The following is a 25,781-nucleotide window of genomic DNA, read 5'->3' as shown; positions in this document are numbered from 1 at the left end:
CCTGTCAGCGCCGACTGACCAGCACGATGCCCAGCGCCACCCCAGCCAGTGCCAACACGAGCTGTAGCGTCAACGGCTCGCCCAACAACAGCACGCCAAACACCAGCGCAAACAGCGGCGTCAGGAAGGTAAAGGTGGACAGCTGCGTCGCGGGATAGTGGCGCAGCATCCACATCCAGGCCAAGTAGCTGGCAAACGCCCCCACCGCGGTTTGCAGGAACACCGCCCCCCAGGCCAACGCAGAATAGTCCAGGGACCACGTCTCGCCCAGGGCCAGCGACAGCAGCGGGGCCACGACGGCTGTGACACCCAGTTGGTAGAACAGGCATTTCTCCGCCGACACGGTGGCGATGCGCGTGGTGCGAATGGCCACCGTCGTCAAGCCCCAGAACAGTCCTGCGGCCAGCCCCATCGCGTCGCCGATCCATTGATCCGGCGTGCCGGGCCGCAACAGCGCCTCGCCAAACGCCGCGGCCACGGCCACGAATGCCAGGCACAGGCCGATCCACTGCGTGCGCCGCAGCGCCTCGGCGCGCACGAAACGCGGCACCAGCAGCGCTACCCAGAACGGGCTGGTGTAGAGAAAGACCGTCAACCGCGAGGCGTTGGTGTACTGCAGACCCAGGTAGATGAAGACGAACTCCGCCGCAAACAGCGTGCCCACCAGCAACCCACCGCGTAGCGAGCCGTCGTGCTCGAACAACGCCACCCCGCGCCAGCGGCACCACAGCCACAGCAGCGCCGTGGCACCCCACATGCGCATCGACGCCTGCCACAGCGGCGCCATCTCGCGCCCAGCAAACTTGATCAGGATCTGCTGAAACCCCCAAAACGCGCAACACGCGATGAGCAACGACACCGCGAGGGTGTCGAGCCGGGTCTTGCGCTGCGGTTGGGTGAGGACGGCGGTCGTCACGGCGTGGGATGGATGTGGAAGCGCCCGCCATGGTACAGCAGCACCGCGGCGGCAGCGTCGTGGGCGCAACGCAGCACCTCGCCCACCCAAATCACGTGATCGCCCTCCGGGTAACGGCTGCGGCTGCGGCACTCGAACACCGCAGCCACCCCCGGCAACAACGGCACGCCGCCCAAGCCGGGCTGCCAGTCGACGCCCGCCCAGCGGTCCACGTCACGGCGCGCAAACCGCTCCGCCAAGGCCTGTTGTTCGCCACCCAGCACGTGGATGGCGTAGTGCGACGCGCGCTCGAAGACCGGCAGCGCGCGCGAGCGCAGATCTTGGCTCCAGAGCACCAGCGGGGGCTCGAGCGAGACGGAATTGAAGGAACTGACGGTCAGGCCGACCGGTGCGCCGTCCGCCGCCCGGGTGGTGACGATGGTCACGCCGGTGGCAAAGCGCCCAAGAGCGGCCCGAAACCGCTCGGGCACAGGATCGAACATGGGACCCGATTGTGCCGCGCCGCACAACGGCGCACCGCCCGCTACCGCCATGCCCCCACCACCGGCGGTGGCGGCTGCAGGATCGCAAGGCGGCGCGCTCACGCCGCGGCCGAGGGAGCCGATGCTGCCGTCGCCGCTCGGCGACGGCTCTCGAAGCCGACGAAATCCATCGCCACGGCCGGCCGCTGGCCGCTCATGAGCTCGGCCAGCGCGCGCCCGGAGCCCGCGCCGTGCGTCCACCCCAGCGTGCCGTGGCCGGCGTTGATCCACAGCCGCTGCAGCGGCAAGCGGCCGATGAGCGGAATATTGGTCGGCGTGGCCGGGCGCAGGCCACACCAGAAATGCGGCTCGCCGCCTTGCTCGGGCGTGCGCGTGTCGGCCACGCCCGGAAACAGCTCTTCGATGCGCTGCAGCAGCATGTGGCAGCGCGCCCGCGCCACTGGCGTGTCCAAGCGCAGATCGAACCCCGCCAGCTCGATCGTCCCCGCCACACGCAGCCGGTCGCCCAAGCGCGAAATGGCGATCTTGCGTCCGTCGTCGAGCAAGCTCACCAGCGGCGCGCGCGCCGGATCGCGCAGCGCCAGCGTGGCGCTGTAGCCCTTGCCCGGGTAGATCGGCACGCGAATGCCCACCGTCGCCAACAGCGGCGTGGTGTACGAACCACAGGCTACCACGAACGCATCGGCCTGCAGCGCACGCACAGTGCCGTCCGCGCGGGCACGCAAGTGCACCCGCTGCACGGCGCCGCCGACCACCTCCAGCCGTTCGACGTCGTGGCCGAACAGCAGCTCGGCCCCGCGCTCGGCGCACCGGCGCGCCAGCGCTTGCGTGAACACGCATGCGTCGCCATGTTCGTCGGTCGGCGTGTAGGTGCCGCCCACCACCTGGTCGCCAGCGGCCCTCAGGGCCGGCTCGATACGCAGCAGCTCCTCGCGGCTGACGACGCGCCGCTGCACGCCGTGGCGGCGCATCAACTCCGCGGCCTGCGCCGCCTCCTCGAACGCGCGGGCGTCGGTGTAGACGTGCGCGATGCCGCGCTCGCTGCGCGGGTAGTCGATGCCGGCCTCGACGATCATGCGCTTGAGGGTGGCATGGCTGTACGCCCCCAGCGACACCAGCTGCGCCACGTTGCGCTCGAACGCACGGTCCGTGCACTGCCCCAGAAACTGCAACAACCAGCGCCACTGGGCCACGTCCCACTGGGGGCGCCACAACAACGGGGCTTGCTTGTCGAACATCCATTTGAGCGCCTTCAGCGGCGCTTGCCGGTTGGCCCACGGCTCGCAGTAGCTCACCGAAATCTGCGCCGCGTTGGCGTAACTCGTCTCCAGCGCCGCGTCGGGCTGGCGGTCCACCAGCACCACCTCGTGCCCGCGCTGCAGCAGGTGCCACGCCGTCGATGTGCCGATGATGCCGGCCCCCAAAACCACCACTCGCATCCGTCGTCTCCTGCGGCGGTCGCTGCGCGCCCGCGCGCGGCCCAAGCGACCCCCCAACATGGGCGCAAGTGTGCGCGAGCCCACGACAAAGATAAAGCATCATTCACCAAACGGCGGTAACATCAGCCCATCTAATGGAGCAACCATGAGCACCCCCTTCGACCCCGATGCGCTCGAATGCCTGGCGGCGATCGTCGAAGAGGGCGGCTTCGAGCGCGCCGCGCAGCGGCTGTCCATCACGCAGTCAGCCGTCTCGCAGCGGCTGCGCTCGCTGGAGGCGCAAGTCGGCACCGTGCTGCTGGTGCGCAGCCGCCCGCTCAAGCCCACGCCCGCAGGCCAGTTGCTGATCAAGCACGCCAAGATGATGCGCCTGCTGCGCGCGGACCTGGAGCACGACTTGCGCGAGCTAGCCCCGACGCTGGCGCATCGCGCGCGCGACGAAGGCCGCGTCTCGGTGGCGATCAACGCCGACAGCATCGCGAGCTGGGCGCTGCCCGCGGTCACGCCGCTGGTGCGCGATGGCGTACCGTTGGAAATCATCCACGACGACCAGGACTTCACCCACGAATGGCTGCGCGAGGGGCAGGTCATGGGCTGCGTGACGTCGCTGGCGCAGCCACTGCGCGGCTGTCGGCTCGAGCCCCTGGGCCGGATGGCGTACGTGGCCGTCGCCAGCCCGGCGTTCGCCGCCAGCGCGCTGCAGGGGCGGCTGACGCGCCACAACTTCCACCGCGTACCCTTCGTCGCCTTCAACCGCAAGGACGATCTGCAACGCGACTTTGTCTGCCAAACGTTTGGACTGACGCAAGTCGGGCTGCAGCAGTGCCACGTGCCGTCGTCCGAGGGGCAGGTGCGCGCCGCACTGGACGGTTGGGGCGTGACCGTGGTGCCCCGACTGGTGGCGGGCCCGGCGCTGGCGGCGGGGACGTTGGTGGACGTGGCACCGGACAGCCATTACACGGTGCCGCTGTACTGGCACTGCTGGAACTTGGATTCGGACGTGCTGGCGCGACTGACTCGCGCGCTGCGCGAGGCGGCCGCACGGGCCCTGGAGCCGATGGCCGCCTGAGCTGGGGGCTTCGCAGCAGTGCCTCAGGCCCGACCCAAACCAGGGATGCCAGACCAGATTTCGTCGAGGTCCGGAATCTTCCATTGCGCCGGGTCTTCGCGCTGCACGATGGTGATGCGGCAGCCCGGCGCCGACAGGTCGATGCGCTCGGGCACGACCCGCTCCCCCGAGCGGGTCGACAGCACCGTCTTGACCACGGGCTTGAGCAGGCTGTCAGGCGACTGCTCGGTCACCACGGCCAAGCGCCCGTTGCTCAACAACACCAGCGACCCCGTGGGGTAAATACCGAGGCTGCGCACGAACGCCTGGAATACCCGCGTGTCGAAATGCCCTTGCCACGACGCCATGCGCTTGAGCGACTCGGCCGGGTCCCAGCCCGCCTTGTACGGCCGGTTGGACGTGATCGCGTCATACACGTCGCACACCGCGCCCATGCGGGCCACGAGCGTGATCGCCTCACCGGCCAGTCCGTCGGGGTAGCCCTTGCCATCCATGCGCTCGTGGTGGTGCAGGCACACGTCCAGCGCCACGTCGTCCGTGATGCCCGCATCACGCAGCCGCTGCCAGCCACGGCGCGGGTGCTCACGCACGATGGCAAATTCGTCGTCCGTGAGCTTGCCAGGCTTGTTGAGGATCTCCAGCGGAATATCGATCTTGCCCACGTCGTGCAGCAGGCCAGCAAAGCCCGCCGCGCGCGCCTGCTCGTCCGGCAGGCCAAGCTGGCGCGCCAGCGCCACCATCAGCGCGCACACCGCCACCGAGTGCAGGTAGGTGTAGTCGTCGGCGGTCTTCAGACGCGCCAAACTGATGAGCGCCCCCCCGTTGCGCGTGACCGAGTCCGCAATGTCGGCCGCCACCGCCTGCATGACCTGGCGGTCGATCGCGCGCCCCATGCGCGCATCGCGGAACATGCTGGCCACCGCATCGCGGGCGCTGTGCAGCAATCGGTGCGCACGCTGCAGTTCGACATCGTGGGGAGTGGGAGCGAGGTCTGCGGGCCTCGGCGCCGCAACGGCAGCGGGCGACTCCACCTCGGCGGCGTCGGGCGCCTCGGCGGTCACCACGGCATCGTCGGCCACGTCTGCGCCCTGGGCCACGTCGATCCAGACCTCCCGCACGGCACTGGCGCGAATGCGGCGCAGATCCTCGGGATCGTCGAGCAAAAACCGGTTGCGCCAAAACGGATGATCCAGCCACGATCCGGCAAACCCGTGGATGAACATGCCCAGGCGGACGTCTTCGACGCGAATGCGCTTCAACATGGATGCCATACCCCGGCGCGCATTATCACCCGCCGCCGGCGGCCCCAGGCACCCGTGCGTGCGGGGGCGGCACGTCGATGAGCTTGGTCGGATCGAAGCCGGCCTGCTCGTCCTTGTCGGCATACCCCAGCGGCTGGGCCACCACCCGGCAGCGGCCCACGCGGTAGTCGTGTCGGCAGTGCAGGTGACCATGCAACCAGAGGTCCGCCTGCGCAAGCAGCTCGTCGAGCGCATTGCAAAACCCCGCCGTACCCGGCTGCAGGCCATAGCGGGGATCCGCGCTGCGCAGGGAAGGCGCAAAGTGCGTCACCACCACGGTGGGGCCATCGAACGGCGCGGCCAGCGCCGCGCGCAACCATGCTTGGCAGCGCAGGGCCTCCTCGCGCATGGCGGCGGCGTCGAACAAGCAACCGGCGCGTTGCGTGGCCATTTTGGTCAGGTAAAAATTGGCTGCTCGAAACGCGCGCTCGCGCTGCCGCAAGCGGTGGGCCTGCGCATCGGCGATCGGCCGTGGCCGCCCACGGCGCAGCAGCGGCACCTCGGCCAGCGCGTCGTAGTCGGCCCACAGCGTCGTGCCCACGAAGCGCACGCCGTCGATCACGGTCGCCTCGCGCTCCAGCCAAACAATGCCCAGCCGCTCGCAGGTGGCACGCAGCGCAGCGTGCGCTTCGTCCCAGTCCAGCCCGTCGTATTCGTGGTTGCCCGGCACGTACAGCACCGGGGTCGGCCAGGCACCATACTGCGGCAAGGGCGAAAAGGCGCGCAAACCCCAGTCGGGCACTGCCCACACCGAACCGTCGCTGCGGCGCTGGTACGAGCCGATGTCACCCGCCAGCACGAGCACGTCGGCACCGGGCGCCGGCATCGGCACGAAATCGGGGTTGACCTCCAGATGCAGGTCGGACAACAGTTGCAGGCGCATCAGCAGGCGTCCTCGTGGGGGGCCGCGGCGACCGCGCGCACCACCGCTTCGCGCAACCAGCGCTGGGCGCTGCCGACCTCGCGCGAGCGGTGCCACAGCATGTCCACGTGCACCGCCGGCACCTCGATCGGCAACGGCTGCACCGCCAGCTCGGCCGCCCGACCGGTGCTGCTCAGAAAGTGGCGCGGCAACACCGTCAGCAGGTCTGACGTCGCGACGACCTGCCCAGCGGTAAAAAATTGATTGACGGTCAGCACGATACGCCGGCGGCGCGAGCGCGCAGCCAGCGCCTCATCGACGAAACCGAACGGCCGCCCGGAAAAGCTCACCAGCAGGTGACGGGCCGCGCAATACGCGTCGAGCGTCAGCGGCCCCCGGGCCAGCGGATGCCCGCGGCGCATGACGACCACGTAGTGCCCCTCATACAGGCGCCGCGACAGAAAGCGCGGCGCCTGCTCCTGCAAGTGGGTGGCGCCCAGCTCCGCCAGCACGCCCGGAAAGTAGCCGATCGCCAGATCGACCCCACCGTCTTCCAACAGCGGGCGCGGATCGCGCGTCGTCAGGGGCAGCACGCGCAGGGTCACGCCCGGTGCCTCGCGGTCCAGGATCGCCACCAACCCCGGTGCAATCTTGGACGCGGTGGCGTCGGCCATGGCCAGTACGAACGTGTCCTGCGCGCGCGCGGGGTCGAACGCTCCCGGCGCCAGCGACTCGCGCAACCGCTGTAGCGCCTCGCGCACGGCTGGCCACAGCTGCAGCGCCAGCGGTGTGGGCTCGACCCCGTAGCCCGCACGCCGCACCAAGTCGTCGCCCAGCGCCTCGCGCAGGCGGCGCAAGGCGTGACTGACCGCCGGTTGCGACAGGGCCAGATTGTGCGCCGCCCGCGTCAGGTTGCGTTCGGCCATCACCTCGTCGAACACGCGCAGCAGGTTCAGGTCGAGCGTGCGGAAATTGAGTTCATTCATTCTTCGGATGAATGTATGACATTCCGAAAAATCAGTTGCCATCACTCCGGGAAAACCCTAGTATAGGGCCACATTTGCTGCAACGCAGCATTCACGGAGTCGACCATGAACCCCTCGCTGACCTCTACCTCTCCCTCGGCGGCCGGCGCGTCGCACGTCGATGCGGCGCGTCGGGCGGTGGCGCCGCGGGCGCTGGCCACGCTGCTGTTGGCCGCGGGCGTCGCCGCGCTGGCGGTGGTGACCGAACGCCTGATCGACACCTGGGCCGACGGGCATCTGCTGGCCGCCTGGGTTCTGATGTGGGCGGTGGTCTTTTTGGGCAGCCTGCTGCTGGCCAGCCCCGCGCGCCACGCTGCGCATCGCGCCATGGCAGCCCTCAACGCTTGGGCGCTGCGACGGGCGCGGGCACGCGCCGAGGCGCGCACGCAGGCATTGGCGCGGCACGATGCCCGTTTGCAGGCCGAGCTGGCCGCCATGCGCCTGCGCCAGGAAACCCCGGCGCAAGCCTGGGCCCGTGCGCTGGCGCCACTGGGGCCAGAAATCTCGCTCCCTACCCGGGAGCAGCACATCGGGGCCGCCAGCCCCCGCGGGCTGGCCGCCTTCCCGAGCGGGCAGCGCTACCGCCTGTTCTACGTCTGAACACCGCGACCGCGCCCGGCGCGGCCGCTCATCAGCCCAGCAGGCGCTGAGCCAGCTGGGCCTTCGTGTCAGCCAGTGCAGCCGGCAAGTGGTCTGCCAATTGGTCGAACAACGCCTGGTGCATGTCGAACTCGCGCACCCAGTGGTCGCGCTCGATTCGGGTGACGGCGTCAAAGCGGTCGCGCCCGAAGGCCAATCCGTCCCAGTGCATCTCGTCGTAGGTCGGGCTGATACCCAGCGCGTGCTCCACCCCCGGAGCGCGGCCCTCCAGGCGGTCGATCATCCAACGCAGCACGCGCATGTTCTCGCCGTAGCCAGGCCAGATGAAACGGCTATCGGCATCTTTGCGGAACCAGTTGACGCAGAAGATGCGCGGCAGCGCGTGGCCCCTCTGCTGCAACTGCCGCCCCATGTTCAGCCAGTGCTGGAAATAGTCGCCCATGTGGTAGCCACAGAAGGGCAGCATGGCAAACGGGTCGCGGCGCACCACGCCCTGCGCCCCGAAAGCCGCTGCCGTGGTCTCAGACCCCATGGTGGCCGCCATGTAGACACCCTCTTGCCAGCTGCGCGCCTCGGTCACCAGCGGTACCGTATCGGAGCGCCGCCCGCCGAAGATGAAAGCGTCGATCGGCACGCCCGACGGGTCGTCCCAATGCGCATCGAGTGCAGGGTTGTTGGTGGCGGCAACGGTGAAGCGGGCATTGGGATGCGCAGCCTTGCGGCCCGCTGCGCCGTCAGCGGGCGTCCAGTCGCGCCCCTGCCAGTCCCGGCAATGCGCCGGCGGCTCGCCCATGCCCTCCCACCACACGTCGCCGTCGTCGGTCAGCGCCACGTTGGTGAAGATGACGTCGCGCGTCAGACTCGCCATGCAGTTGGGATTGGTCAGCGTGTTGGTGCCGGGTGCGACACCAAAATAGCCCGCCTCCGGGTTGATCGCGTACAGGCGCCCGTCCGGCCCGGGCTTGATCCACGCGATGTCGTCACCGATGGTAGTCACCTTCCAGCCGTCGAAGCCCTGGGGCGGCACAAGCATGGCGAAGTTGGTCTTGCCGCAGGCGCTGGGGAAGGCGGCGGCAACGTGGTAGCGCTTGCCCTCGGGGCTGGTCACGCCCAGAATCAACATGTGCTCGGCGAGCCACCCTTGGTCGCGCCCCATGACGGAGGCGATACGCAGCGCCAGGCATTTTTTGCCCAGCAGCGCGTTGCCGCCATAGCCCGATCCGTAGGACCAGATCTCGCGCGTCTCGGGGTAGTGGACGATGTATTTGGTGGTCGGGTTGCAGGGCCACGGCACGTCGCGTTGCCCCGGCGCCAAGGGGGCGCCCACCGTGTGCATGCACGGCACGAAGTCGCCATCGCGGCCCAGCACGTCATAGACGGCGCGGCCCATGCGGGTCATGAGCCGCATGTTGACCACCACGTAGGGGCTGTCGGTGAGCTCGACGCCGATGTGGGCAATCGGCGAGCCCAGCGGCCCCATGCTGAACGGGATGACATACATCGTGCGGCCGCGCATGCAGCCATCGAACAGGCCAGGCTGGCCGTCGCGCCCGTGCTGCAGGATGGCGCGCATCTCGTCGGGGGCCATCCAGTGGTTGGTGGGGCCCGCGTCCTCGGGCCGCGCCGAGCAGATGAAGGTGCGGTCCTCGACCCGCGCCACGTCGGACGGATCGGTCCACGCCAGATAAGAGTTGGGGCGCTTGACGGGGTCGAGGCGCTTGAGCGTGCCGGCCGCGACCATCTGGTCGCACAGGCGGTCGTACTCGGCCTGACTGCCGTCACACCACTCGATGCGATCGGGCTTGCACAACGCGGCCATCTCGGCCACCCAGGCTATCAGGCGCGGATGTTGAACATACGCAGGAATATGCAACGGCAGGCCCTGCATCACGGGAGCATTCATGGAGGCAAACACCCATACTCACACGGTCTGGACCAAGGGCGCCGCTGCGCCCACGACCAGATCGCGGCAACCAGTGGACAAAGGCGGCCGATACGCGCACGCCGCCTGCGAACCCGCCCCGCCGCCCGCCACCGGGGATGCCGGTGGCAAACCAAGAACGGCGCGCCCACGGGTTGGCCTGGACGCGCATCGGCATGACGGGGTTGACGGCATTGTAGAAAGCGGGGCTGCACGGTGGCTGACTTTCGTCGCATGCGTCATGCAAAATTTGCATCGCATCATGACAGCCCCGTGACGTGGCGGCGGGCGGCCGAAAAACGAATCCCGCCGGACCGACGCCCGGCGGGACCGAAGAAGGAGGGGCTTGGCGAACCAGGCCCACCCAGGCACCGGCCCGGGCCAGGCCAGGTCGGTACCCGTCAGGCCATGACCACGGCGATGAAGGCCAACAAGAACATCAAAATGGCGCCGGCCACCGGGATCAGCCAGGGAATCACGTGAACGATCGCTTCGGCCGGATCGGCCGCGTCGGCAGTGTGCTCGGTGGAGGGGGCTTGCGCCATGGACGACTCCTGAACAGTGGCAGTGAAAGAAAACCCGTTGCTTGATTTTAGTCAAAATCCCCCCATGCGTCACCCCACCCCGCCCGCGACGACGCGCGCCGACGCCCTGCTGCTGGCCGCCGGCCGTGGCGAGCGCATGCGCCCGCTCACCGACACCTGCCCCAAACCGTTGTTGACCGTGCGCGGCCGGCCGCTGCTGGCCTGGCACCTGGACGCACTGGCCCGCGCGGGGGTATGGCAGGTGCTTATCAACACCGCCTGGCTGGGTGAGCGCATCCCAGCCGCCCTGGGTCACACCTATCGCAGCCCGTTCGGCCCGGTGACCCTGTCGTATTCGATGGAAGGTCGCGACTTCGGCCGTGCGCTGGAGACCGCTGGCGGCATCGCGCGCGCGCTGCCGCATCTCGAAGAGGTCTTCTGGCTGGCGGCGGGCGACGTGTTCATGCCCGACTTTCCGTTCGAGGCGGCGGCACGGCAACGCTTTGCCGCCAGCGACGCGCTGGCCCATCTGTGGCTGGTGCCCAACCCGCCGCACCATCCCCGGGGCGACTTTGGCCTGGATGCACAGGGGCGCGCGCTCGACCTGCCCGCCGACGACCCCCGCCCGCGCTGGACCTACTCCAGCGTGGCGCTGCTGCGGCGTGCGCTGTTTGCGCCGCCCTGGTGCGACATCCCGGCCGGCAACCCACAAGGCGTCAGCGCACCGCTGGCCACCGTCTTGCGGCGGGCCATGGCCGAGGGCCGCGTCACGGCCGAGGTCTGGAGCGGCACCTGGGCCGACGTGGGCACGCCCGAGCGCTTGGCGGCGCTCAACCGCGACGGCCTATCATCACCGCCATGACGCCCCCCATTCCCCACCAAACCCTCTACGCCCAGCGGCGCGCACGCCTGGCCGCCCAGCTCGGTGATGGCGGCATCGCCATCATCCCCACCGCGCCGGAGCGCATCCGCAACCGCGACAGCGAATACCTGTTTCGCTTCGACAGCTATTTCTACTACCTGACGGGCTTTACCGAGCCGCGCGCCTGGCTGGTGCTGACCGCCGACGGCCACAGCACGCTCTTTTGCCAGCCCAAGGATTTGGAGCGCGAAATCTGGGACGGCTACCGCCTCGGGCCCGAGGCGGCACCCGCCGCACTCGGCGTCGATGAGGCCTATCCCGTCGACGAACTGGACACCCGCCTGCCCCCGCTGCTGGAAAACCGCAGCAGCGTGTGGTATCCCTTCGCCACCCACGCCGGGCTGGAGGCGCGCATCGAGGGCTGGCTTCAAAAGGTGCGCGCGCGCGTGCGCTTCGGCGTGCTGTGCCCGCAGGCGCTGCGCGACGCGTGCGCGCTGCTGGACGAGATGCGACTCATCAAGGACGCGCACGAGCTCGACGTCATGCGCCGCGCCGCACGCATCAGCGCGCACGCCCACGTCCGCGCCATGCAACGCTGCGCGGCCATGATCCGCGCCGGCGAGGACGTGCGCGAATACCACCTGGACGCCGAGCTGCTGCACGAATTTCGTCGCCACGGCTCGCAATACCCCGCTTACGGCAGCATCGTCGCTGCGGGTGCCAACGCCTGCGTGCTGCACTACCGCGCCGACGCAGCTCCGGTGCGCGCGGGCGAATTGGTGCTCATCGACGCCGGTTGCGAGCTCGACGGCTACGCCAGCGACATCACCCGCACCTTTCCGGCCAACGGACGCTTCACCGGCCCGCAGCGCGACTTGTACGAGCTGGTGCGCGCCGCGCAGCAAGCCGCCATCGACGCCACCCGGCCCGGTGCGCGCTTCGTCGACGCGCATGACGCGGCGGTCAAGGTGCTGGCCCAGGGCATGTTGGATCTGGGCTTGCTCGACCGCAACGACGTCGGTCACCTGGACGACGTGATCGAGCAGCGGCACTACTTTCGCTTCTACATGCACCGCACCGGCCACTGGCTGGGGCTGGACGTGCACGACGTCGGCAGCTACGTCGAGCCCAGCGAGGTCGGCCAGACCAGCGAGCGGCGGGACTCGCTCAGCGGCGAAATCATCCGCGACCGCCCCAGCCGCATCCTGCGCCCGGGCATGGTGCTGACCATCGAGCCCGGCCTGTACGTCAGCCCCTCCAGTGGCGCGCCCGCGCATTTTTGGAACCTGGGCATCCGCATCGAAGACGACGCGGTGGTCACCGACACCGGCTGCGAACTCATCACGCGCGACGTACCCGTCGAGCCGGACGCGATCGAGGCGCTGATGCGGGGGTGAGGGGCTGGCTTCAGATGACAGCACTCACCCCCCGCGCTGCCGCCAGGCGCGCGGGTTGCCTGCGCGCAGGCACGCGCGGCGGTAGGCCGCAAGGGTGGCGGCCGCGCGACCCAGTACCGTATCGGGGACAAAAGCGTCCTGCGCCGCAGTGACGGCGCCGCCGGCAGCGCGTGAGGCGTCGGCGCCAAAGGGCACACCGGTCAGCAACGCCATGCCGTCGGCGACATGGTCGACGGTCCAGATGTGAAAGCGCTGCGTCGCCACCGCTTCGCACACCTCGTCGGCCAACATCAGGTGGCGCCAGTTGCGCGCCGGGATGAGCACGCCCTGTGTGCCGTCAAGCCCGGCGGTGGCGCAGACTTTGAAAAATCCCTCGATCTTTTCGTTGACGCCGCCGATCGGCAGCACCTCGCCAAACGCATTGATCGCCCCGGTCACGGCAATGCCTTGGCGCAGCGGCAAACCGGACAACGACGACAGCAGGGCGTAGAACTCGGCGCACGACGCCGAGTCGCCCTCGATGCCGGCGTACTCCTGCTCGAACACGATGGAGGCGGTCAGCGCCAGCGGTGCCAGCGGCGCGAACAGGGCCGACAGATAGCTGTGCAGGACGAGCACCGCCTTGTCGTGGATGGGGCCAGACAGGGCCACCTCGCGCTCAATGTTGAGCAGGCCTTCGGTGCCGGGCACGGTGCGCGCGGCCACGCGGATCGGCAAGCCGAAGCGGTAGTCCCCGAGGTCGATGACGGACAGGCCGTTGAGCTGGCCCACGCGCGCACCGTACAGATGCACCAGACGGTCGCCATCGGCCACGGCTTCGCGCAGCCGCTGGTCGGGATAGTCGTGCCGATGGTTGCGCGCGGCGATCGCCGCCGCCACGTCGTCGCGCTCGACGCGCCGTGCGCCGCGGCGGCGTGCCAGCTCGGCCGCTTCGATGGCCAGCGCCTCGGTGCGTGCGAATGCCGCACTCTGGCGCGTGCGGTCCTCCGCCTCGCGGTGGCTGTCTTCGATGAGGCACGCCACCGCCGCCGCACCAAACGGCAGCAGCCCCAGCCGACGCGCCGTGTGGGCGATGAAAATCCCGGTGGCGCGCCAGGTGTCGGGGTTGGCGCTGAACGTCTCGGCAAAGTCCACCTTGATACGGAAATGCCGCGCGAACTCCGGGTCGACCTCCTGCAGCGCGTAGAACTGTTCGTTGGAGCCGATCAGTACCAATTTGACATCGACATCGACCGCCTCCGGCTCGAGCGAGGTGGTGGCCAGCGCTGAAAACATCGTCCCGGGCTCTTCGATCTGCAAGCGGCCGCTGCGCAGAAAACGCCGCAACTTCTCCCACACCAAATCATCGGCCAGCAAATCACGCAGGTGCAGCATCAAAAAGCCGCCGTGCGCGCGCAGCAGGCTGCCGGCGCGGATGCGCGAAAAATCGGTCACCAGCACATCGTTGTCGGTCTGGTACTCGATGCTGCCGAACAGCGGCCGGTACAGCGGGTTGTTCTCGATGATGACGGGGGCGCCCACCGTCTCGGCGTTGTCGACCACCAGATTGACGCGGTAGCGCTGCAACTGGCGCTCCAACGCCGCGCGGCGCTCGGCCTCCTCGTCGGCATCGGCAGGCTCGAACAGCGCCAGGTGTTCCAGCACATCCTGCTCCACCGCGTCCAGCCACTGCCCCAGCTTGCGCGTGTCTTTGAACTGTTTGCGCAAGCCTTGCCGGATGGCGTCGAGCTCGCGATCGAGCAGTGGCCGCACCGCCTGCCGACGCAACGCCTCCACCCCGTCACGCAGGGCACGCTCCAAGGGCGCCGTCACTTCCAGAAAACGCAGAATCTCGGCGCGCAACTCGCGTTCGCCCTCGTCGTAGGCGGCCCGTCGCTCGGGCTCGAGCGCGGCCATGGCCTCGGCGGTCAGCGGTTCGCCCTGATCGTCGATGAGGGTGAAGATGAGCTGCCCGCCCTCACGCCGCAGGGCGAAGTGCCGCGCCCGTGCGTAGGCAGACAGGGCCGCGAACGCCTCCGCCTCGCGATCGCTGTACGTCTTTTCCAGCGCCGACAGCGCGGCCTTGAAACTGGGCTCACTCAGCCGCTTGGGAATTTCGACCTGCAGCCGGCGACAAAACTCGGCCATGCGCTGGCGCAGCGCCCGCCCCTGACCCGCGGGCAGCCGCAGCGCCCGCGGCCGCTCGGGGGCGGCAAAGTGGTGCAGATAGCACAGGTCGGGGGGCACCGGTCGGCTGGCGGCGGCAGCACGCATCTCCTGCTCCAGCAGTGTCGAGCGCCCGGTGCCGATCTCGCCCAGCACGAACAGGTGGTAGTGCGGCTGGTCGATCGCCAGCCCAAAGCGGGCGGCGGTCTGGGCCCGCGCCTGCCCAATCCAGGGCAACGGCTCGTGCTCCAGCGCCGACGTGTCATCGAAGCCCAAACACGCCGGGTCGATGCGCAGGCGCAGCGCCTCGGGCGCCAAGCGCTGCGCACCCACGGGCGCCTGGGGCGTGTCGGTGGTCTCGTCGTGCCGGGGTATCTCTTGCATGCGCCCAGTCTAGCGCCGTTCATCGGCCGTGCCGGCAGCACGCCCGCCGCTGGAGAGCCGCCCACGCTACACTGCGGCGATGGATCCACAACCCCGCCCGCCCTTCCAGATGCTCGCCACCCCCGACTCGCCCCCCTTGGGCGACGAGGACTACCAGCGGCTGGAAACGATTTTGGACGACCTCGCCTCGCGCAGCGACGGCATCCCGCGCTCATGGGAGTACTGCGACGGCTTTCTGACAGCGCTGCTGTGCTGCCGTCGCTCGATCCCGCCGAGCGAGTATTTCCCGGTGCTGTTTGGCGGTGACGGCGCGGGCGGCCCAGGGTTCGGACAGGCGCAATTTCGCGACGAGGCACAGTTACAGGACTTCGTTGGGTTGTGGTTTCGGCGCTGGAACGAGGTGGCCGCCGCACTGCAAGCCCCCATCGAGTCGCTGGACGACGAGCGGGCGCTGGTGCCCTACCTCATCGACGTGCGCGCGGCGGTGGCCGCACTGCCCCCGGCGGAGCGCGAAGCGCTGACCGAACGCAGCGACGAAGTGCTGCCGGCGTTTAGCCAATACTGGGCTATCGGCTTTACCGACGTGGTGGAGGCTTGGCTCGACGACTGGCGCGCGCCGCGCGAGCGCGAGCTGGCCGAGGCCTGGGGCGACGCGCTCGACACCGTCTACGCGTTGACCGAGGACGACGCCGACCCGCCTGCCCTCAACCCGGGCAACGCCGACGGGCCGCCGACGGTGAGTGAGGCGCGCTGGGCGCTGTTTGGCGAGGCGCTGTGGGCGGTGTACGACCTGTACGACATCGCACGCGAGGTGGGGCCACAGATCGAGCCCATCCGCCGCGCCGTGACCCCCGGCCGCAACGACCCTTGCCCTTGCGGCAGCGGCAAGAAGTACAAGAAGTGTTGCGGCGCGGCGTGACGCCTTGCCGTCACGGACGCGCCCGGCCGGTCAGGCGCAGGCCCTGAGGCGCGCCAGCAGGCCCGCCAGGGCGTGCTCGGCCGCCGCGGCGCGCACGGCAGCGCGGTCGCCGTCGAAGCGCTGGCATTCGGCGTGCACCAGGCCGTCCACGCACCAGCCAAACCACACGGTACCCACCGGCTTGGCGGCGCTGCCGCCACTGGGGCCAGCGATGCCGGTGATGGCCAGCGCCACCCGCACGCCAGCCACGGCCGCGGCGCCATGCGCCATGGCGCGCGCCACGGGCTCGCTGACCGCGCCGTGGGCGGCCAGCAGATCGGGCGCCACGCCCAACTCGGCCACTTTGGCGGCGTTCGAGTAGGTGACGTAGCCACGCTCGAACCAGTCGCTCGAGCCCGGCAGCGCGGTGCAGCAGGCCGCCACCAGCCCACCCGTGCAGCTCTCGGCGCACACGAGGCGCTCGCCGCGCCCGAGCAGGGCTTGTGCCAGGTCGTGCAACAGCGGCCAGACCGCCGGTGGCACCCACAGCAGCCCGCTGCCGCCGCCGTCGGCGGGCACGGTAGCGCGGCAAGACCCTGGGTTCATCGCCTCAGCTCCCCCAGACGAAGCGCCACAACGCCACCACCAGGAGCGTGCAAAACGCGGCCACCAGGTCGTCGAACATCACGCCCCAGCCGCCGCGCCAGCCGCTGCCCTTGAACACCTGGTCGGCCCAGGCCACGGGGCCGGGCTTGGCGGCGTCGAAATATCGAAACAGCGCAAAGCACACCGCTTGCCCCCACAGGCTGGTGGGCGCGGCCATCCACAGCACCAGCCAGAACGCCACCACTTCGTCCACCACGACGAACGACGGGTCGGCGATGCCGCTGCGGCGCGCGGTCTGCGTGCTGGCCCACCAACCCACCAACACCCCCACACCGATGATCAGCGCCCAGCCACGGTCGCCCGGCGCGGCCAGCGCATCGATGAGCACGAATGCCGCCCACGCCCACAGCGTGCCCACGGTGCCAGGGGCGGTGCGCGACAGCCCGGCGCCAAACCCCATGGCGACGAGGTGCGACAGGCGCGCCCACATGAAGCGCGCACTGGCCACCGGCCAGGGCAGCGGCGCCGGCACTTCGACCACGTCCACCCGCTCGGGCTTCACCGGAACCACCCTTCGAATCCGTCCTCGGGCTCGAAACGCCCGTTGACCCACCGCAGCCGCGTCGGGCCCGGCAGCGCCCGCTCGCGCACCGGATGGCACGCGTCGCCGGGGTAGCAGATGGCACGCACCTCACCGTCACGAAACGTGTGCGGCAGGATACACGGCGGCGGGCGCTGGGCGGCTTCGGCCCAAGCGGAGGCCACACTCGCGTGCCGCGCGAGCTGCGCCAGGCTCATGAGTTGCGGCGGGATGAGGTCGATCTCCCGCGCCCAGTACCGCGCCAGCGCCTCGCGCGGGGTCATCCACGCGCTGTCGGTGGTCTCGTGGTCGTCGTGCTGCGCCCGGGCACCGTCGGGCAGGCGCGCCAGAAAGAAGCGCGTGTCGAAGCGTGGCGTGCCCACCGGCGGATCGAGCGGCGTGATCCAGCGCGACCACGGGCGCAGCGCCTGCGTGGCCAGCCGCACCCCGGCGCCCGCGAGCGCCGTGCGCCACGCGGTCGTCGCCGTCCGTGGCACCGCGTCGGCCCAGCGCGTGGGCGCATCCACCAGGGCCACGCCGGCTTCCTCCCACAGCTCGCGCGCAGCCGCCACGTACAGCGCCTGCGCCTGCGCCGGGGTCAAACCGGGCTCGCCCAGCCCCGCCACCAGCGCCTCGGGCGGCCGATCCAGCCACGGGGCCCAATCGGGGGCGGCATCATCGGCGTCGACCTTGCCACCCGGAAAGACGTATACGCCCCCCAGCACGCGGGCGTCGGCGTGGCGGCGCAGCAGGAGCACCTGCAACCCAGCGCCCGCTTCGCGCAGCAGCACGACGGAGGCGGATGCGCGCGGGGCAGCCACGGTACTGGGGATGGGCATCGGCGCGGAATCCGTCATGCCGACATGGTAGCGAAATGGTCGAAGCCGGCGAGCGACACCCCGGCGGGCAGATCGAACGGCCGCCCCGCGGCGTCGCACAGCTGCACGCGGGACGTGCCGTCGGTCAAGGGATGCGACGCAGGCGGGCCGGGCTCGATGCGGCCGATGCGCGCCACCGGCGTTTGCGCACGCGCAGCGGCGGCCTCGATGGCGGGGCGCTGGGCCGCCGGTGCGGTAAACACCAACTCATAATCATCCCCCCCGGCCAGGGCATAGTGCCAAGCCAGTGGCGCGGGCAAGCGGTGCAGCGCCGGGGCCAGGGCGGACTGCCACAAACCCGCCGCGTCGAGCCGCGCCACCACGCCCGAAGCGGCGCAGATGTGGCCCAGATCGGCCGCCAGCCCGTCGCTGACGTCGGCCGCGGCATGGATGAACCCACGCAAGGCCAACCCCAGCGCCACGCGCGGTGTGGGGCGCAGCAAGCGCTCGCGCGCGGCGTCGGCGTCTGGCCCCGAGAAGGACTGCTCGCCGCGCAGCAGGGCCAGCCCCAAGCGGGCCAGCCCCAGTGCGCCACTGACCCAAATCTCGTCGCCCGGTTGGGCACGGTGGCGCGCGCTGGCCTGCGGCGCGGGCACTTCGCCCAGCACGGTTACGCACAGCGTCAGCGGCCCGGCGGTGGTGTCGCCACCCACCAGCGGGCACCCATGCGCCTGCGCCAGCGCCAGAAAACCCCGCGCCAGCGCGGCCGACCACGCCTCAGTCGGCGCACCGGGCAGCGCCAGCGCCAGCGTGCACGCCAGCGGCCGCGCACCCATGGCCGCCAGGTCGCTCAAGTTGACCGCCAGTGCCTTGTGCCCCAGGTCTTCGGGATCGACGTCGGGCAAAAAATGCCGCCCCTGCACCAGCATGTCGCTGCTAACGGCCAGCGCCATGCCCGGCGTCGGCTGCAGCAGGGCCGCGTCATCGCCGTTGCCCAGCACCACATGCGGCGGCCAGGGGCCTGCGGGGCACCAGTGGCGCGCGATCCAGTCGAACTCACCGGCCATGGGCTACTCCCCACGCCCCCGGTGCGGCCCCCACAGCGGATCAGGGTTTTCACGCATGGCGGAGGTTTTACCACAACCCCCTCACCGATCGCTGCCACAATACGCGCCAGCACGATACCCCCCGCCCCTGCACTGCCAACCCACGCCATGCCTCACTACCGCATCGCTCCCTCCATCCTCTCGGCTGATTTCGCCCGCTTGGGTGAAGAAGTGCGCACCGTCATCGCCGCCGGCGCCGACTGGATCCACTTCGACGTGATGGACAACCACTACGTGCCCAACCTGACCATCGGGCCGGCGGTGGCGCAGGCGCTCAAGCCGCACTGCGTGGCGCCCGACGGCCGCCGTATCCCGCTGGACGTGCACCTGATGGTGCAGCCGGTGGATGCGCTGGCGCAGATGTTTGCCGATGCAGGGGCCGACCTCATCAGCTTTCACCCCGACGCCAGCACCCACGTGCACCGCAGCATCCAGGCCATCCGCGCGCGCGGCTGTCAGGTGGGTCTGGTCTTCAACCCCGCCGCGCCGCTGGACGTGCTCGACTGGGTCATCGACGACATCGACCTCATCCTCATCATGAGCGTCAACCCGGGCTTTGGCGGTCAGAGCTTCATCGACAGCGCGCTGCGCAAGATCGAGCAGGCGCGCCGGCGCATCGACGCCTGCGGCAAGGACATCCGGCTGGAGGTGGACGGCGGCATCAAGGCCGACAACATCCGCCGCGTGGCCGACGCCGGAGCCGACACCTTCGTGGCGGGCAGCGCCATCTTTGGGCAGCCCGACTACCGCGCGGTGATCGAGCGCATGCGTGCGGCGCTTTCGGCCTGATCCGCCCGCGGCCTGCGCCTCGCCTGGACCCTCAACCCACGCGACCGCGTTGGGGTTTTCGATGACTCGCCGGCGTGCTTTTTTGGCCGATACTCAACCCATGCGCATCGACCCCTTTCAACCAGCCGTCGCGTTGTTGCAACGGCTGCCGATGACCCTGAAGATGCTCGGGATGGCGGGTGTGGTGGCGATTCCCCTGCTGGTCCTCGCCTGGCTGCTGTCGGCAGACGCCTGGCAACAGGCCCAGCGGGCCGCGCAGGCGGCGCAAGGGGCGGACCGGGTGCACGCCCTGCAACGTCTGTCCCGACAACTGCAGGAGTGGCGTGACACCGCACAGCCGATCGCCGGCGTGCCCGACGTCGCCGCTCGGCACGAGGCGGCGCAACGCGCGGTGGTCGAGGCGCTGCAGGCACTCGACGCGCCGATGCGGCAAGACAGTGCCGGCCTTGGCGGTGCATGGGCACCCGTGTTCGAGAGCGTGCAACAGCTCATGCAAGACGGCAAGCTGGCGCCGTCGGCTCGCCACGCGCAGGCCACGGCGGCACTGGAGCGCCTGCAGCGGCTGTCCAACGCCGTCGCCGAAGGCTCGGGCCTGAGCCTGGATACCGACCCGCTGGTCGTGCACCAAGTCGCGCTGGCCACCGACCTGCTGCCCGTGGCGCGCGAGACGGTGAGTTTCCTGCGCGGGCGCGCCAGCGTGCAGTTGGCCGACCCGAATGCGATGACCGATTCGGTCATCATCTCCGACATCGTGCGGCTGGCGGGCGAGGCCGCGCGCGTGCAGGCCCTGCTGCCCGCCATGCAAGAGCGCCTGGACAGCCTGCAGCGGCGCGGCATGGCGGCGCCCACCGAATGGGCCGCGTTTCGCACCGAGACCGACGAGTGGCTGCGCGCGGTGGACGCCCACCTGCGCACCGCGGCCATGACCATCGAGGCTCCCGCGTTTTTTCGATTGTCCGAGCGGGCAATCGCAGCGCAGATCGCGCTGGAAGACACCTTGCTGACGCAGGCCGAGGCACGGCTGACCGATCGGGCACGAGCGCTGCAACGGCGGCTGACATGGGTGGTGGCCGGATGCGCGGTCGTGCTGTTGGTGCTGGGCTACGGCATAGTGGCGTTTTACCGCGCCACCGTCGGGGGGCTTCAGCACCTGAATCAGGCCATCGACCGGGCGACCGAAGGCGACCTCACGGGCGACGCGGTGCTGCCGGGCAGCGACGAGATGGCCGACATGAGCCAGCGTCTGCGCAACATGCTGGCGCATTTGTCGGAATTGGTGGCCGACGTGCGCAGCGCCGCGGCGGTGCTGGGACACGTGGGGCTGCAACTCGTACAAGACAGCCAACAACTGGCCGACCGCACGCAGAGCCAGGCCGCGAGCCTAGAGCAAGCTACGGCCAACGTGCGCCAGGTGGCCGAAACGGTGAGCAGCAATGCCGAATCGGCGCAGGAAGTGCGGCGGTTGACCGCGGAACTCAACGCCGAAACCGAGCGCGCCGGCGAGCTGATGCAGCACACCGTCGGCGGACTGGGTTCGTTGCAGGCCACCTCGCAGCGCATGACCGAAATCATCGGCACCATCGACGGTATCGCCTTCCAGACCAACATCCTGGCGCTCAACGCAGCGGTGGAAGCCGCGCGCGCCGGAGAGGCGGGACGCGGCTTTGCCGTCGTGGCCAGCGAAGTCCGTCGCTTGGCGCAACGCAGCCAAGAGGCTGCCAACGAAGTGCGCCAGCTCATCGCCGAGTCAGCCGAGCGCGTACAGGGCACGGTGACCGAGATTCGCACCGTCAGCGACGCGATGGGCAAGCTGGTGCAAGGCATTCGCGACATCGCAGCGCGCATCGGTACCATGGCCGATGCCAGCCGGCAGCAAAGCACCGCCCTGGCCGAAGTGGTGGCGGCGGTGGGTGACCTGGACAAGGTGACCTACGAGAACTCGGCCATGGTCGAGCGCACGACGCACCGTGCCAACCGACTCATGGAGCGCACGCGCGATCTGGACGAAGCGGTGCACCACATGAAGCTGCGCCAGGGCACCGCTGACGAGGCGTACGAGTTGGTGCAAAAAGCCCTGGCCCACATTCAGGCAGTCGGCTACGATCAAGCGGCACGAGACATGCAAAACCGCGAAGGCCCCTTCGTCGATCGGGATCTGTATATCTTCGTGCTCGACCGCGAGGGCACCTACCGCGTCATGGGGCTGGATCCGGCGAAGGTGGGCACGCGCGTGCACGACGCACCGGGCATCGATGCCGACGCCTTCATGGCCGACGTCTTGCACCGCGTCGAGCAAGGGGGCGGCTGGGTCGAGTACAACATCATCAATCCGGTCACCGGACAAGTGCGGGCGAAATCGTCTTTCGTCGCGCCGCTGCCCAATGGCCTCATCATCGGCTGTGGCGCGTACCGTAGCGCCATGAAATCGACCGCCGAGCGCCAGCGCACGTCGCTGGGTGACTGACCCCGCGGGCAGTGGGCCGCCCGCGCGTGCGGCACAATCGCGGCTTCGTCATTGAATCGCTCTGTCCGTCTCCGTGGTCCCGGATCGCGCACCCCCTCATCCCGAACGCATGCAGCCCGCAGAGCGCCGCGCCAGCCTGGCGCTGGCGGGCATTTTTGCGCTGCGCATGCTCGGGCTGTTTTTGGTGCTGCCGGTCTTCGCGCTGGAAGCGGCCCGGCTGCCCGGGGGCGACGATCCGGCGCGCGTCGGGCTGGCCATGGGTGTGTACGGTTTGGCTCAGGCGTTGCTGCAAATCCCGCTGGGCATGGCGTCGGACCGTTACGGACGCAAGCGAGTCATCCTCATGGGATTGGCGTTGTTCGCCCTGGGCAGTGCGTGGGCGGCGTTGGCCACCAGAATCGAGACGCTGATCCTGGCGCGCGCACTGCAGGGCGCGGGCGCCATCTCGGCTGCCGTGACCGCGCTGCTGGCCGATTTGACGCGCGACACCGTGCGCACCAAGGCGATGGCGCTGGTGGGCGTGAGCATCGCCGCGGTGTTTGCGCTGTCGCTGGTCGTCGCGCCGCCGCTGGCGGCGGCCATCGGGCTGTCGGGCTTGTTCTGGGTGACGGGTGTGCTCGCGCTGGTGGGCATGGCGGTCGTGGCCTGGGTGGTGCCGGCAGAGCCGGCACGCCCCGTCGGCCCCGATCGCGCCGGGTTGCGCGACGTGCTGCGTGACCCCAATCTGCTGCGGCTCGACGTGGGCGTGCTGGTGCTGCACACGGTGCAAATGGCGATGTGGATCGCCGTCCCCGGTTTATTGCTGGGCGCTGGTTTGCCCAAGGCCCACCACTGGCAGGTCTATTTGCCGGCGCTGCTCGTGTCGTTCCTGGTCATGGGCGGCTTGCTGTTTCGTCTGGAGCGCCGGGGGTACCTCACCGCCGTGTTACGCGGTGCCATCGCGCTGCTGCTGGTGGCGCAGCTGGGGCTGACATGGGTGGCACACGCGGAGGTCGCGAGTGTGCTCACGCTGGGCGCATGCCTCGTGGTGTTTTTTCTGGGCTTCAACACGCTGGAAGCCAGCCAACCCAGCCTGACGTCGCGGCTTGCGCCCGCCCATGCGCGCGGCGCGGCACTCGGCGTGTACAACACGCTGCAGTCGATGGGGCTGTTTGCCGGTGGCGCCGTGGGCGGCTGGCTGCAATCACAATGGGGCCCCAGCGGTGTGATGCTTGCTGGCGCGGGTTGCTGCGCGCTGTGGCTGACCATCAGCTGGGGGCTGCGCGCGCCGGCGCCCAAGCCGGTGGCGGTCCAGTCGTCTTGAAGGCAGGAAAGCTGTGCCTCCCCGCATCGGGGGATGGTCGGCACCAGCGAATCAGGCACAATCGACGACATCGACGGTCACCCCTACGCAAGGACACCCCATGGCATCGGTCAATAAAGTCATCCTGGTCGGCAATTGCGGCCGCGACCCCGAGATTCGCTACCTCCCCTCCGGCCAACCCGTGGCCAGCGTCAGCATCGCCACCTCCAGCCGCCGCAAGGACCGCAACACCGGCGAGATGGTCGAAGACACCCAATGGCACCGCGTCACGTTTTATGACCGCTTGGCCGAGATCGCGGGTGAATACCTCAAAAAAGGCCGCTCCGTTTATGTCGAGGGACGGCTCAAGTACGGCAAATACACGGGACAAGACGGCATCGAGCGAAACACGGTCGACATCATCGCCACCGAGCTGCAACTGCTGGGCAACCGCGAAGGGCTGGGCGCCCCCGCCGACGAGGGCGGCATCGCGCCCCGGGCGGCCGCACCGGCACGCGCGGCGGCGGCATCCGCACCCGCCGCCGGGCGGCCGGCTGCCCCCACCACCCCGGCGCCCGCAGCCAGCGGCTTCGAGGATATGGACGACGATATTCCTTTCTAGGAATATCCAACGGGGGCGTTGGCATGATGCCCCTGTCTGGCTGCGCTTCACTTGACCAGCGGCCGGACATGGCTGAAGCCGCCATCGACCGGCAGCACATGGCCGGTGATACGGCTGGCAGCGTCTGACAGCAGCCAGGCCATGGCTTGCGCGACCTGATCGGGTGTTTGCACGCCGCCGAGCGGATATTGCTTGCCCGCGCCTTCACGCATCGCCGGGACTTTGAGCATGCCCGCCGTCATCGGCGTGTCGGTCATGCCCGGCGCCACCGCGTTGACCCGTAGCCCCAGCCCCGCATAGGTGGCCGCGGCGCTGCGCACCAGCCCTTCGACCCCGGCCTTGGCCGCAGCGATCGCCTCGTGGTTGGCGACACCAATGCCAGCGACCACCGAACTCACCAGCACGGCGGCACCCAGCGCCTGCGCTGCGCGGCGCGACTCGATCCACGCTTCAGTCATGGAATAGCTCTCCAGTGGTGGGGCTGCTCGCCGAATGGCGACGAACCTGGGCCCAGTACGCCGAAAACGATCGGCAGCGCACGGCGGGCTCGGGCCAGGGGACCGGCGGTGGTGGCAACTTGAGGGCCGCCCAGGCCGGCGCGCTCAGGTGCGCGTCATGCCAGCCGCGCACGCTGCGGGCGGCCTGCAAGGCCTCGACCAGCTCGGCGGCCGGCGCGAACCAGCGCAGCGCCGCGATACGGTGCAAACGGGTCGAGACGAAGGCCCAGCGCCGTTGCGACCACGGCCAGCGCGCATGCCAGTCGGCGTCGAGCACGGCCACGGGCAGGCAACCCGCCGGTGGGTCGGCCAGCGACCACGGGTGGACCAGCCAGACGTTCTGCCCCGCGATCGTAGCCGGGTCGGGCGCACCGTAGCCGCCTTCGAGCGGGTACGGGAAACGAGGCGGCTCCGACACTCTCGGGTGCGCGCCGGGCTCAGGCGGCAGCGCCGTGCCGCTGCGGGCCAAGGTGTCGAGCACGGCGTAGGACTGGTCGATGGCGGTACCGACGCTGTGCCAGTCTGGCGTCGCGTATTTGGCCACATTGTCGGCGTTGAACAGATAGGGCTTGGCGCTCGCCGTGCCTGCCACCCATTGCCAGGAGAGATGGTTGCTGCCCAAATCGCCGTCGAGCAGGTGCGCGACCATCCAGTCGGCACCCGCGCGCCAGTGCACTTTGCGAATGTGCACGAGGTAGGACGCCAGCCACATCCGCGTGTGGTTGTGCAGATAGCCGGTCGCGTAGAGCGTGCGCGCCGCCTGGTCGATGACCGGCACGCCGGTGGCACCGGCCCGCACGTCTTCGGGCACGGCGGTGCCATACGCGGCATCGGGCAAGGGGCCGGGGTGCAGCGATTCCAGAATGCGCTCGCCGTCGTGCCGCCAGGCATGGCGGAAGAAGGCGCGCCAGCCCAGCTCATGCATCAGCTTGTGGGTCAGCGGCAGGCGATGCGCGGTGCGCAGCGTGTCGACCACCTCGGCCAGCGCCAGCAGTCCGTGCGTCAGGTATGGCGACAGCCGGGTGACCGCGCCGTTCAAATGGTTGCGGCTGCGCGCATAGTCAGCGGGGCGCACCGCGGCAAGCCGCGCGCGGGCCGCCTCGACCGTGGGCGGGAAGTCACGCGGGACAGCGGGCATTGCGGCAGACGGCATGCCCTGGATTGTCGCGCGGTGCGATTGCCCCTAGAGCGG

Annotated in this window: 24 protein-coding genes; 9 read left to right on the top strand and 15 right to left on the bottom strand. The window is 69.7% G+C overall.

The window, feature by feature from the left end:
- Positions 1–4 precede the first annotated feature (4 nt).
- From ACPYIS_RS04390 to ACPYIS_RS04380, 3 genes are all read right to left on the bottom strand, one after another.
- On the bottom strand, positions 5–916 hold the full coding sequence (locus ACPYIS_RS04390) for a DMT family transporter (RefSeq protein ID WP_424895031.1): 912 nt from the start codon (positions 914–916) through the stop codon (positions 5–7).
- Positions 913–1,398: a flavin reductase family protein gene (locus ACPYIS_RS04385; RefSeq protein WP_424895032.1), complete on the bottom strand. Its 486-nt coding sequence runs from the start codon at positions 1,396–1,398 to the stop codon at positions 913–915. Before ACPYIS_RS04385 ends, ACPYIS_RS04390 begins: the two co-directional genes overlap by 4 nt.
- Positions 1,399–1,496: 98 nt before the next feature.
- Positions 1,497–2,837, bottom strand: a complete 1,341-nt coding sequence (locus ACPYIS_RS04380) for a D-amino acid dehydrogenase (RefSeq protein ID WP_424895033.1) — start codon at positions 2,835–2,837, stop codon at positions 1,497–1,499.
- A 145-nt stretch (positions 2,838–2,982) separates the two neighbouring features.
- On the opposite strand from ACPYIS_RS04380, the gene ACPYIS_RS04375 reads away from it, so the two are divergent.
- Complete coding sequence (locus ACPYIS_RS04375; RefSeq protein ID WP_299018526.1) at positions 2,983–3,906, top strand: LysR family transcriptional regulator ArgP; 924 nt, start codon at positions 2,983–2,985, stop codon at positions 3,904–3,906.
- Positions 3,907–3,929: 23 nt separating this feature from the next.
- Here ACPYIS_RS04375 and ACPYIS_RS04370 read toward each other — a convergent pair whose 3' ends face one another.
- Genes ACPYIS_RS04370 through ACPYIS_RS04360 form a run of 3 tightly spaced genes read right to left on the bottom strand, consistent with a single transcriptional unit; the run spans position 3,930 to position 7,055 of the window.
- Positions 3,930–5,168: an HD-GYP domain-containing protein gene (locus ACPYIS_RS04370; RefSeq protein WP_425974099.1), complete on the bottom strand. Its 1,239-nt coding sequence runs from the start codon at positions 5,166–5,168 to the stop codon at positions 3,930–3,932.
- Positions 5,169–5,193: 25 nt separating this feature from the next.
- Positions 5,194–6,090: a metallophosphoesterase gene (locus ACPYIS_RS04365; protein WP_424859935.1), complete on the bottom strand. Its 897-nt coding sequence runs from the start codon at positions 6,088–6,090 to the stop codon at positions 5,194–5,196.
- Positions 6,090–7,055, bottom strand: a complete 966-nt coding sequence (locus tag ACPYIS_RS04360; protein ID WP_424859936.1) for a LysR family transcriptional regulator — start codon at positions 7,053–7,055, stop codon at positions 6,090–6,092. The genes ACPYIS_RS04365 and ACPYIS_RS04360 overlap by 1 nt, the downstream gene beginning before the upstream one ends.
- 105 nt (positions 7,056–7,160) lie before the next feature.
- Here ACPYIS_RS04360 and ACPYIS_RS04355 point away from each other — a divergent pair, with 105 nt between their 5' ends.
- On the top strand, positions 7,161–7,694 hold the full coding sequence (locus ACPYIS_RS04355) for a hypothetical protein (protein WP_424859937.1): 534 nt from the start codon (positions 7,161–7,163) through the stop codon (positions 7,692–7,694).
- Between the two features lie 31 nt (positions 7,695–7,725).
- On the opposite strand, the gene ACPYIS_RS04350 is transcribed toward ACPYIS_RS04355, so the two are convergent.
- Complete coding sequence (locus ACPYIS_RS04350) at positions 7,726–9,597, bottom strand: phosphoenolpyruvate carboxykinase (GTP) (RefSeq protein WP_424859938.1); 1,872 nt, start codon at positions 9,595–9,597, stop codon at positions 7,726–7,728.
- Between the two features lie 419 nt (positions 9,598–10,016).
- The gene (locus ACPYIS_RS04345) at positions 10,017–10,160 is read right to left on the bottom strand and encodes a hypothetical protein (protein WP_299020275.1); all 144 of its coding nucleotides are present in this window, start codon (positions 10,158–10,160) and stop codon (positions 10,017–10,019) included.
- Positions 10,161–10,224: 64 nt separating this feature from the next.
- Between ACPYIS_RS04345 and ACPYIS_RS04340 the strand changes: the two genes are divergently transcribed.
- Positions 10,225–11,001, top strand: coding sequence for a nucleotidyltransferase family protein (locus tag ACPYIS_RS04340; RefSeq protein WP_424859939.1), 777 nt, complete (start codon positions 10,225–10,227; stop codon positions 10,999–11,001).
- Positions 10,998–12,398: an aminopeptidase P N-terminal domain-containing protein gene (locus tag ACPYIS_RS04335; RefSeq protein ID WP_424895035.1), complete on the top strand. Its 1,401-nt coding sequence runs from the start codon at positions 10,998–11,000 to the stop codon at positions 12,396–12,398. Before ACPYIS_RS04340 ends, ACPYIS_RS04335 begins: the two co-directional genes overlap by 4 nt.
- Positions 12,399–12,422: 24 nt before the next feature.
- Here the strand turns inward: ACPYIS_RS04335 and ACPYIS_RS04330 are convergent, their stop codons facing one another.
- Positions 12,423–14,927, bottom strand: coding sequence for a Lon protease family protein (locus ACPYIS_RS04330; protein ID WP_424859941.1), 2,505 nt, complete (start codon positions 14,925–14,927; stop codon positions 12,423–12,425).
- A gap of 79 nt (positions 14,928–15,006) precedes the next feature.
- Between ACPYIS_RS04330 and ACPYIS_RS04325 the strand changes: the two genes are divergently transcribed.
- Positions 15,007–15,846 (top strand): UPF0149 family protein, encoded by an 840-nt coding sequence (locus tag ACPYIS_RS04325; protein WP_424895036.1) that lies wholly within the window; start codon positions 15,007–15,009, stop codon positions 15,844–15,846.
- 30 nt (positions 15,847–15,876) lie between these two features.
- Here the strand turns inward: ACPYIS_RS04325 and ACPYIS_RS04320 are convergent, their stop codons facing one another.
- From ACPYIS_RS04320 to thiL, 4 genes are all read right to left on the bottom strand, one after another.
- A complete protein-coding gene (locus ACPYIS_RS04320) occupies positions 15,877–16,431 on the bottom strand; it encodes a CinA family protein (protein ID WP_424859943.1) in 555 nt (184 codons plus the stop codon).
- Between the two features lie 4 nt (positions 16,432–16,435).
- Positions 16,436–16,921 carry a phosphatidylglycerophosphatase A family protein gene (locus ACPYIS_RS04315; RefSeq protein ID WP_424860147.1) on the bottom strand — a complete coding sequence of 162 codons (486 nt, stop codon included), beginning with the start codon at positions 16,919–16,921 and terminating at the stop codon, positions 16,436–16,438.
- 68 nt (positions 16,922–16,989) lie between these two features.
- On the bottom strand, positions 16,990–17,868 hold the full coding sequence (locus ACPYIS_RS04310) for an NUDIX hydrolase (protein WP_424859944.1): 879 nt from the start codon (positions 17,866–17,868) through the stop codon (positions 16,990–16,992).
- The gene (gene thiL / locus ACPYIS_RS04305) at positions 17,865–18,896 is read right to left on the bottom strand and encodes a thiamine-phosphate kinase (RefSeq protein ID WP_424859945.1); all 1,032 of its coding nucleotides are present in this window, start codon (positions 18,894–18,896) and stop codon (positions 17,865–17,867) included. Before thiL ends, ACPYIS_RS04310 begins: the two co-directional genes overlap by 4 nt.
- Before the next feature lie 147 nt (positions 18,897–19,043).
- Here thiL and rpe point away from each other — a divergent pair, with 147 nt between their 5' ends.
- The 4 genes from rpe to ssb all read left to right on the top strand — a co-directional run bounded on the left by rpe (position 19,044) and on the right by ssb (position 24,092).
- Positions 19,044–19,724, top strand: coding sequence for a ribulose-phosphate 3-epimerase (gene rpe, locus ACPYIS_RS04300; protein ID WP_424859946.1), 681 nt, complete (start codon positions 19,044–19,046; stop codon positions 19,722–19,724).
- A gap of 100 nt (positions 19,725–19,824) precedes the next feature.
- Complete coding sequence (locus tag ACPYIS_RS04295; protein WP_425973902.1) at positions 19,825–22,188, top strand: methyl-accepting chemotaxis protein; 2,364 nt, start codon at positions 19,825–19,827, stop codon at positions 22,186–22,188.
- A gap of 109 nt (positions 22,189–22,297) precedes the next feature.
- Positions 22,298–23,491 (top strand): MFS transporter, encoded by a 1,194-nt coding sequence (locus tag ACPYIS_RS04290; RefSeq protein WP_424859948.1) that lies wholly within the window; start codon positions 22,298–22,300, stop codon positions 23,489–23,491.
- A gap of 100 nt (positions 23,492–23,591) precedes the next feature.
- Positions 23,592–24,092, top strand: a complete 501-nt coding sequence (gene ssb, locus ACPYIS_RS04285; RefSeq protein WP_424859949.1) for a single-stranded DNA-binding protein — start codon at positions 23,592–23,594, stop codon at positions 24,090–24,092.
- 47 nt (positions 24,093–24,139) lie between these two features.
- Here ssb and ACPYIS_RS04280 read toward each other — a convergent pair whose 3' ends face one another.
- On the bottom strand, positions 24,140–24,550 hold the full coding sequence (locus ACPYIS_RS04280) for an SDR family oxidoreductase (RefSeq protein ID WP_424859950.1): 411 nt from the start codon (positions 24,548–24,550) through the stop codon (positions 24,140–24,142).
- Positions 24,543–25,742 carry an FAD-binding domain-containing protein gene (locus ACPYIS_RS04275; RefSeq protein ID WP_424859951.1) on the bottom strand — a complete coding sequence of 400 codons (1,200 nt, stop codon included), beginning with the start codon at positions 25,740–25,742 and terminating at the stop codon, positions 24,543–24,545. The genes ACPYIS_RS04280 and ACPYIS_RS04275 overlap by 8 nt, the downstream gene beginning before the upstream one ends.
- Positions 25,743–25,781: the final 39 nt, after the last annotated feature.

This window comes from Tepidimonas sp. HKU78 (genome assembly GCF_049860815.1).
Lineage (GTDB): Bacteria > Pseudomonadota > Gammaproteobacteria > Burkholderiales > Burkholderiaceae_C > Tepidimonas.
The sequence above is the reverse complement of the archived record's forward strand: the minus strand, read 5'-3'. Positions and strand labels throughout refer to the sequence as shown.

Bases quoted from the DNA above. Each gene is read 5' to 3' on its own strand.
- ACPYIS_RS04385 (WP_424895032.1), bottom strand. From the start codon at position 1,398: ATGTTCGATCCTGTGCCCGAGCGGTTTCGGGCCGCTCTTGGGCGCTTT.
- ACPYIS_RS04380 (WP_424895033.1), bottom strand. From the start codon at position 2,837: ATGCGAGTGGTGGTTTTGGGGGCCGGCATCATCGGCACATCGACGGCG.
- ACPYIS_RS04375 (WP_299018526.1), top strand. From the start codon at position 2,983: ATGAGCACCCCCTTCGACCCCGATGCGCTCGAATGCCTGGCGGCGATC.
- ACPYIS_RS04370 (WP_425974099.1), bottom strand. From the start codon at position 5,168: ATGTTGAAGCGCATTCGCGTCGAAGACGTCCGCCTGGGCATGTTCATC.
- ACPYIS_RS04365 (WP_424859935.1), bottom strand. From the start codon at position 6,090: ATGCGCCTGCAACTGTTGTCCGACCTGCATCTGGAGGTCAACCCCGAT.
- ACPYIS_RS04360 (WP_424859936.1), bottom strand. From the start codon at position 7,055: ATGAATGAACTCAATTTCCGCACGCTCGACCTGAACCTGCTGCGCGTG.
- ACPYIS_RS04355 (WP_424859937.1), top strand. From the start codon at position 7,161: ATGAACCCCTCGCTGACCTCTACCTCTCCCTCGGCGGCCGGCGCGTCG.
- ACPYIS_RS04350 (WP_424859938.1), bottom strand. From the start codon at position 9,597: ATGAATGCTCCCGTGATGCAGGGCCTGCCGTTGCATATTCCTGCGTAT.
- ACPYIS_RS04345 (WP_299020275.1), bottom strand. From the start codon at position 10,160: ATGGCGCAAGCCCCCTCCACCGAGCACACTGCCGACGCGGCCGATCCG.
- ACPYIS_RS04340 (WP_424859939.1), top strand. From the start codon at position 10,225: ATGCGTCACCCCACCCCGCCCGCGACGACGCGCGCCGACGCCCTGCTG.
- ACPYIS_RS04335 (WP_424895035.1), top strand. From the start codon at position 10,998: ATGACGCCCCCCATTCCCCACCAAACCCTCTACGCCCAGCGGCGCGCA.
- ACPYIS_RS04330 (WP_424859941.1), bottom strand. From the start codon at position 14,927: ATGCAAGAGATACCCCGGCACGACGAGACCACCGACACGCCCCAGGCG.
- ACPYIS_RS04325 (WP_424895036.1), top strand. From the start codon at position 15,007: ATGGATCCACAACCCCGCCCGCCCTTCCAGATGCTCGCCACCCCCGAC.
- ACPYIS_RS04320 (WP_424859943.1), bottom strand. From the start codon at position 16,431: ATGAACCCAGGGTCTTGCCGCGCTACCGTGCCCGCCGACGGCGGCGGC.
- ACPYIS_RS04315 (WP_424860147.1), bottom strand. From the start codon at position 16,921: ATGTGGGCGCGCCTGTCGCACCTCGTCGCCATGGGGTTTGGCGCCGGG.
- ACPYIS_RS04310 (WP_424859944.1), bottom strand. From the start codon at position 17,868: ATGACGGATTCCGCGCCGATGCCCATCCCCAGTACCGTGGCTGCCCCG.
- thiL (WP_424859945.1), bottom strand. From the start codon at position 18,896: ATGGCCGGTGAGTTCGACTGGATCGCGCGCCACTGGTGCCCCGCAGGC.
- rpe (WP_424859946.1), top strand. From the start codon at position 19,044: ATGCCTCACTACCGCATCGCTCCCTCCATCCTCTCGGCTGATTTCGCC.
- ACPYIS_RS04295 (WP_425973902.1), top strand. From the start codon at position 19,825: ATGCGCATCGACCCCTTTCAACCAGCCGTCGCGTTGTTGCAACGGCTG.
- ACPYIS_RS04290 (WP_424859948.1), top strand. From the start codon at position 22,298: ATGCAGCCCGCAGAGCGCCGCGCCAGCCTGGCGCTGGCGGGCATTTTT.
- ssb (WP_424859949.1), top strand. From the start codon at position 23,592: ATGGCATCGGTCAATAAAGTCATCCTGGTCGGCAATTGCGGCCGCGAC.
- ACPYIS_RS04280 (WP_424859950.1), bottom strand. From the start codon at position 24,550: ATGACTGAAGCGTGGATCGAGTCGCGCCGCGCAGCGCAGGCGCTGGGT.
- ACPYIS_RS04275 (WP_424859951.1), bottom strand. From the start codon at position 25,742: ATGCCGTCTGCCGCAATGCCCGCTGTCCCGCGTGACTTCCCGCCCACG.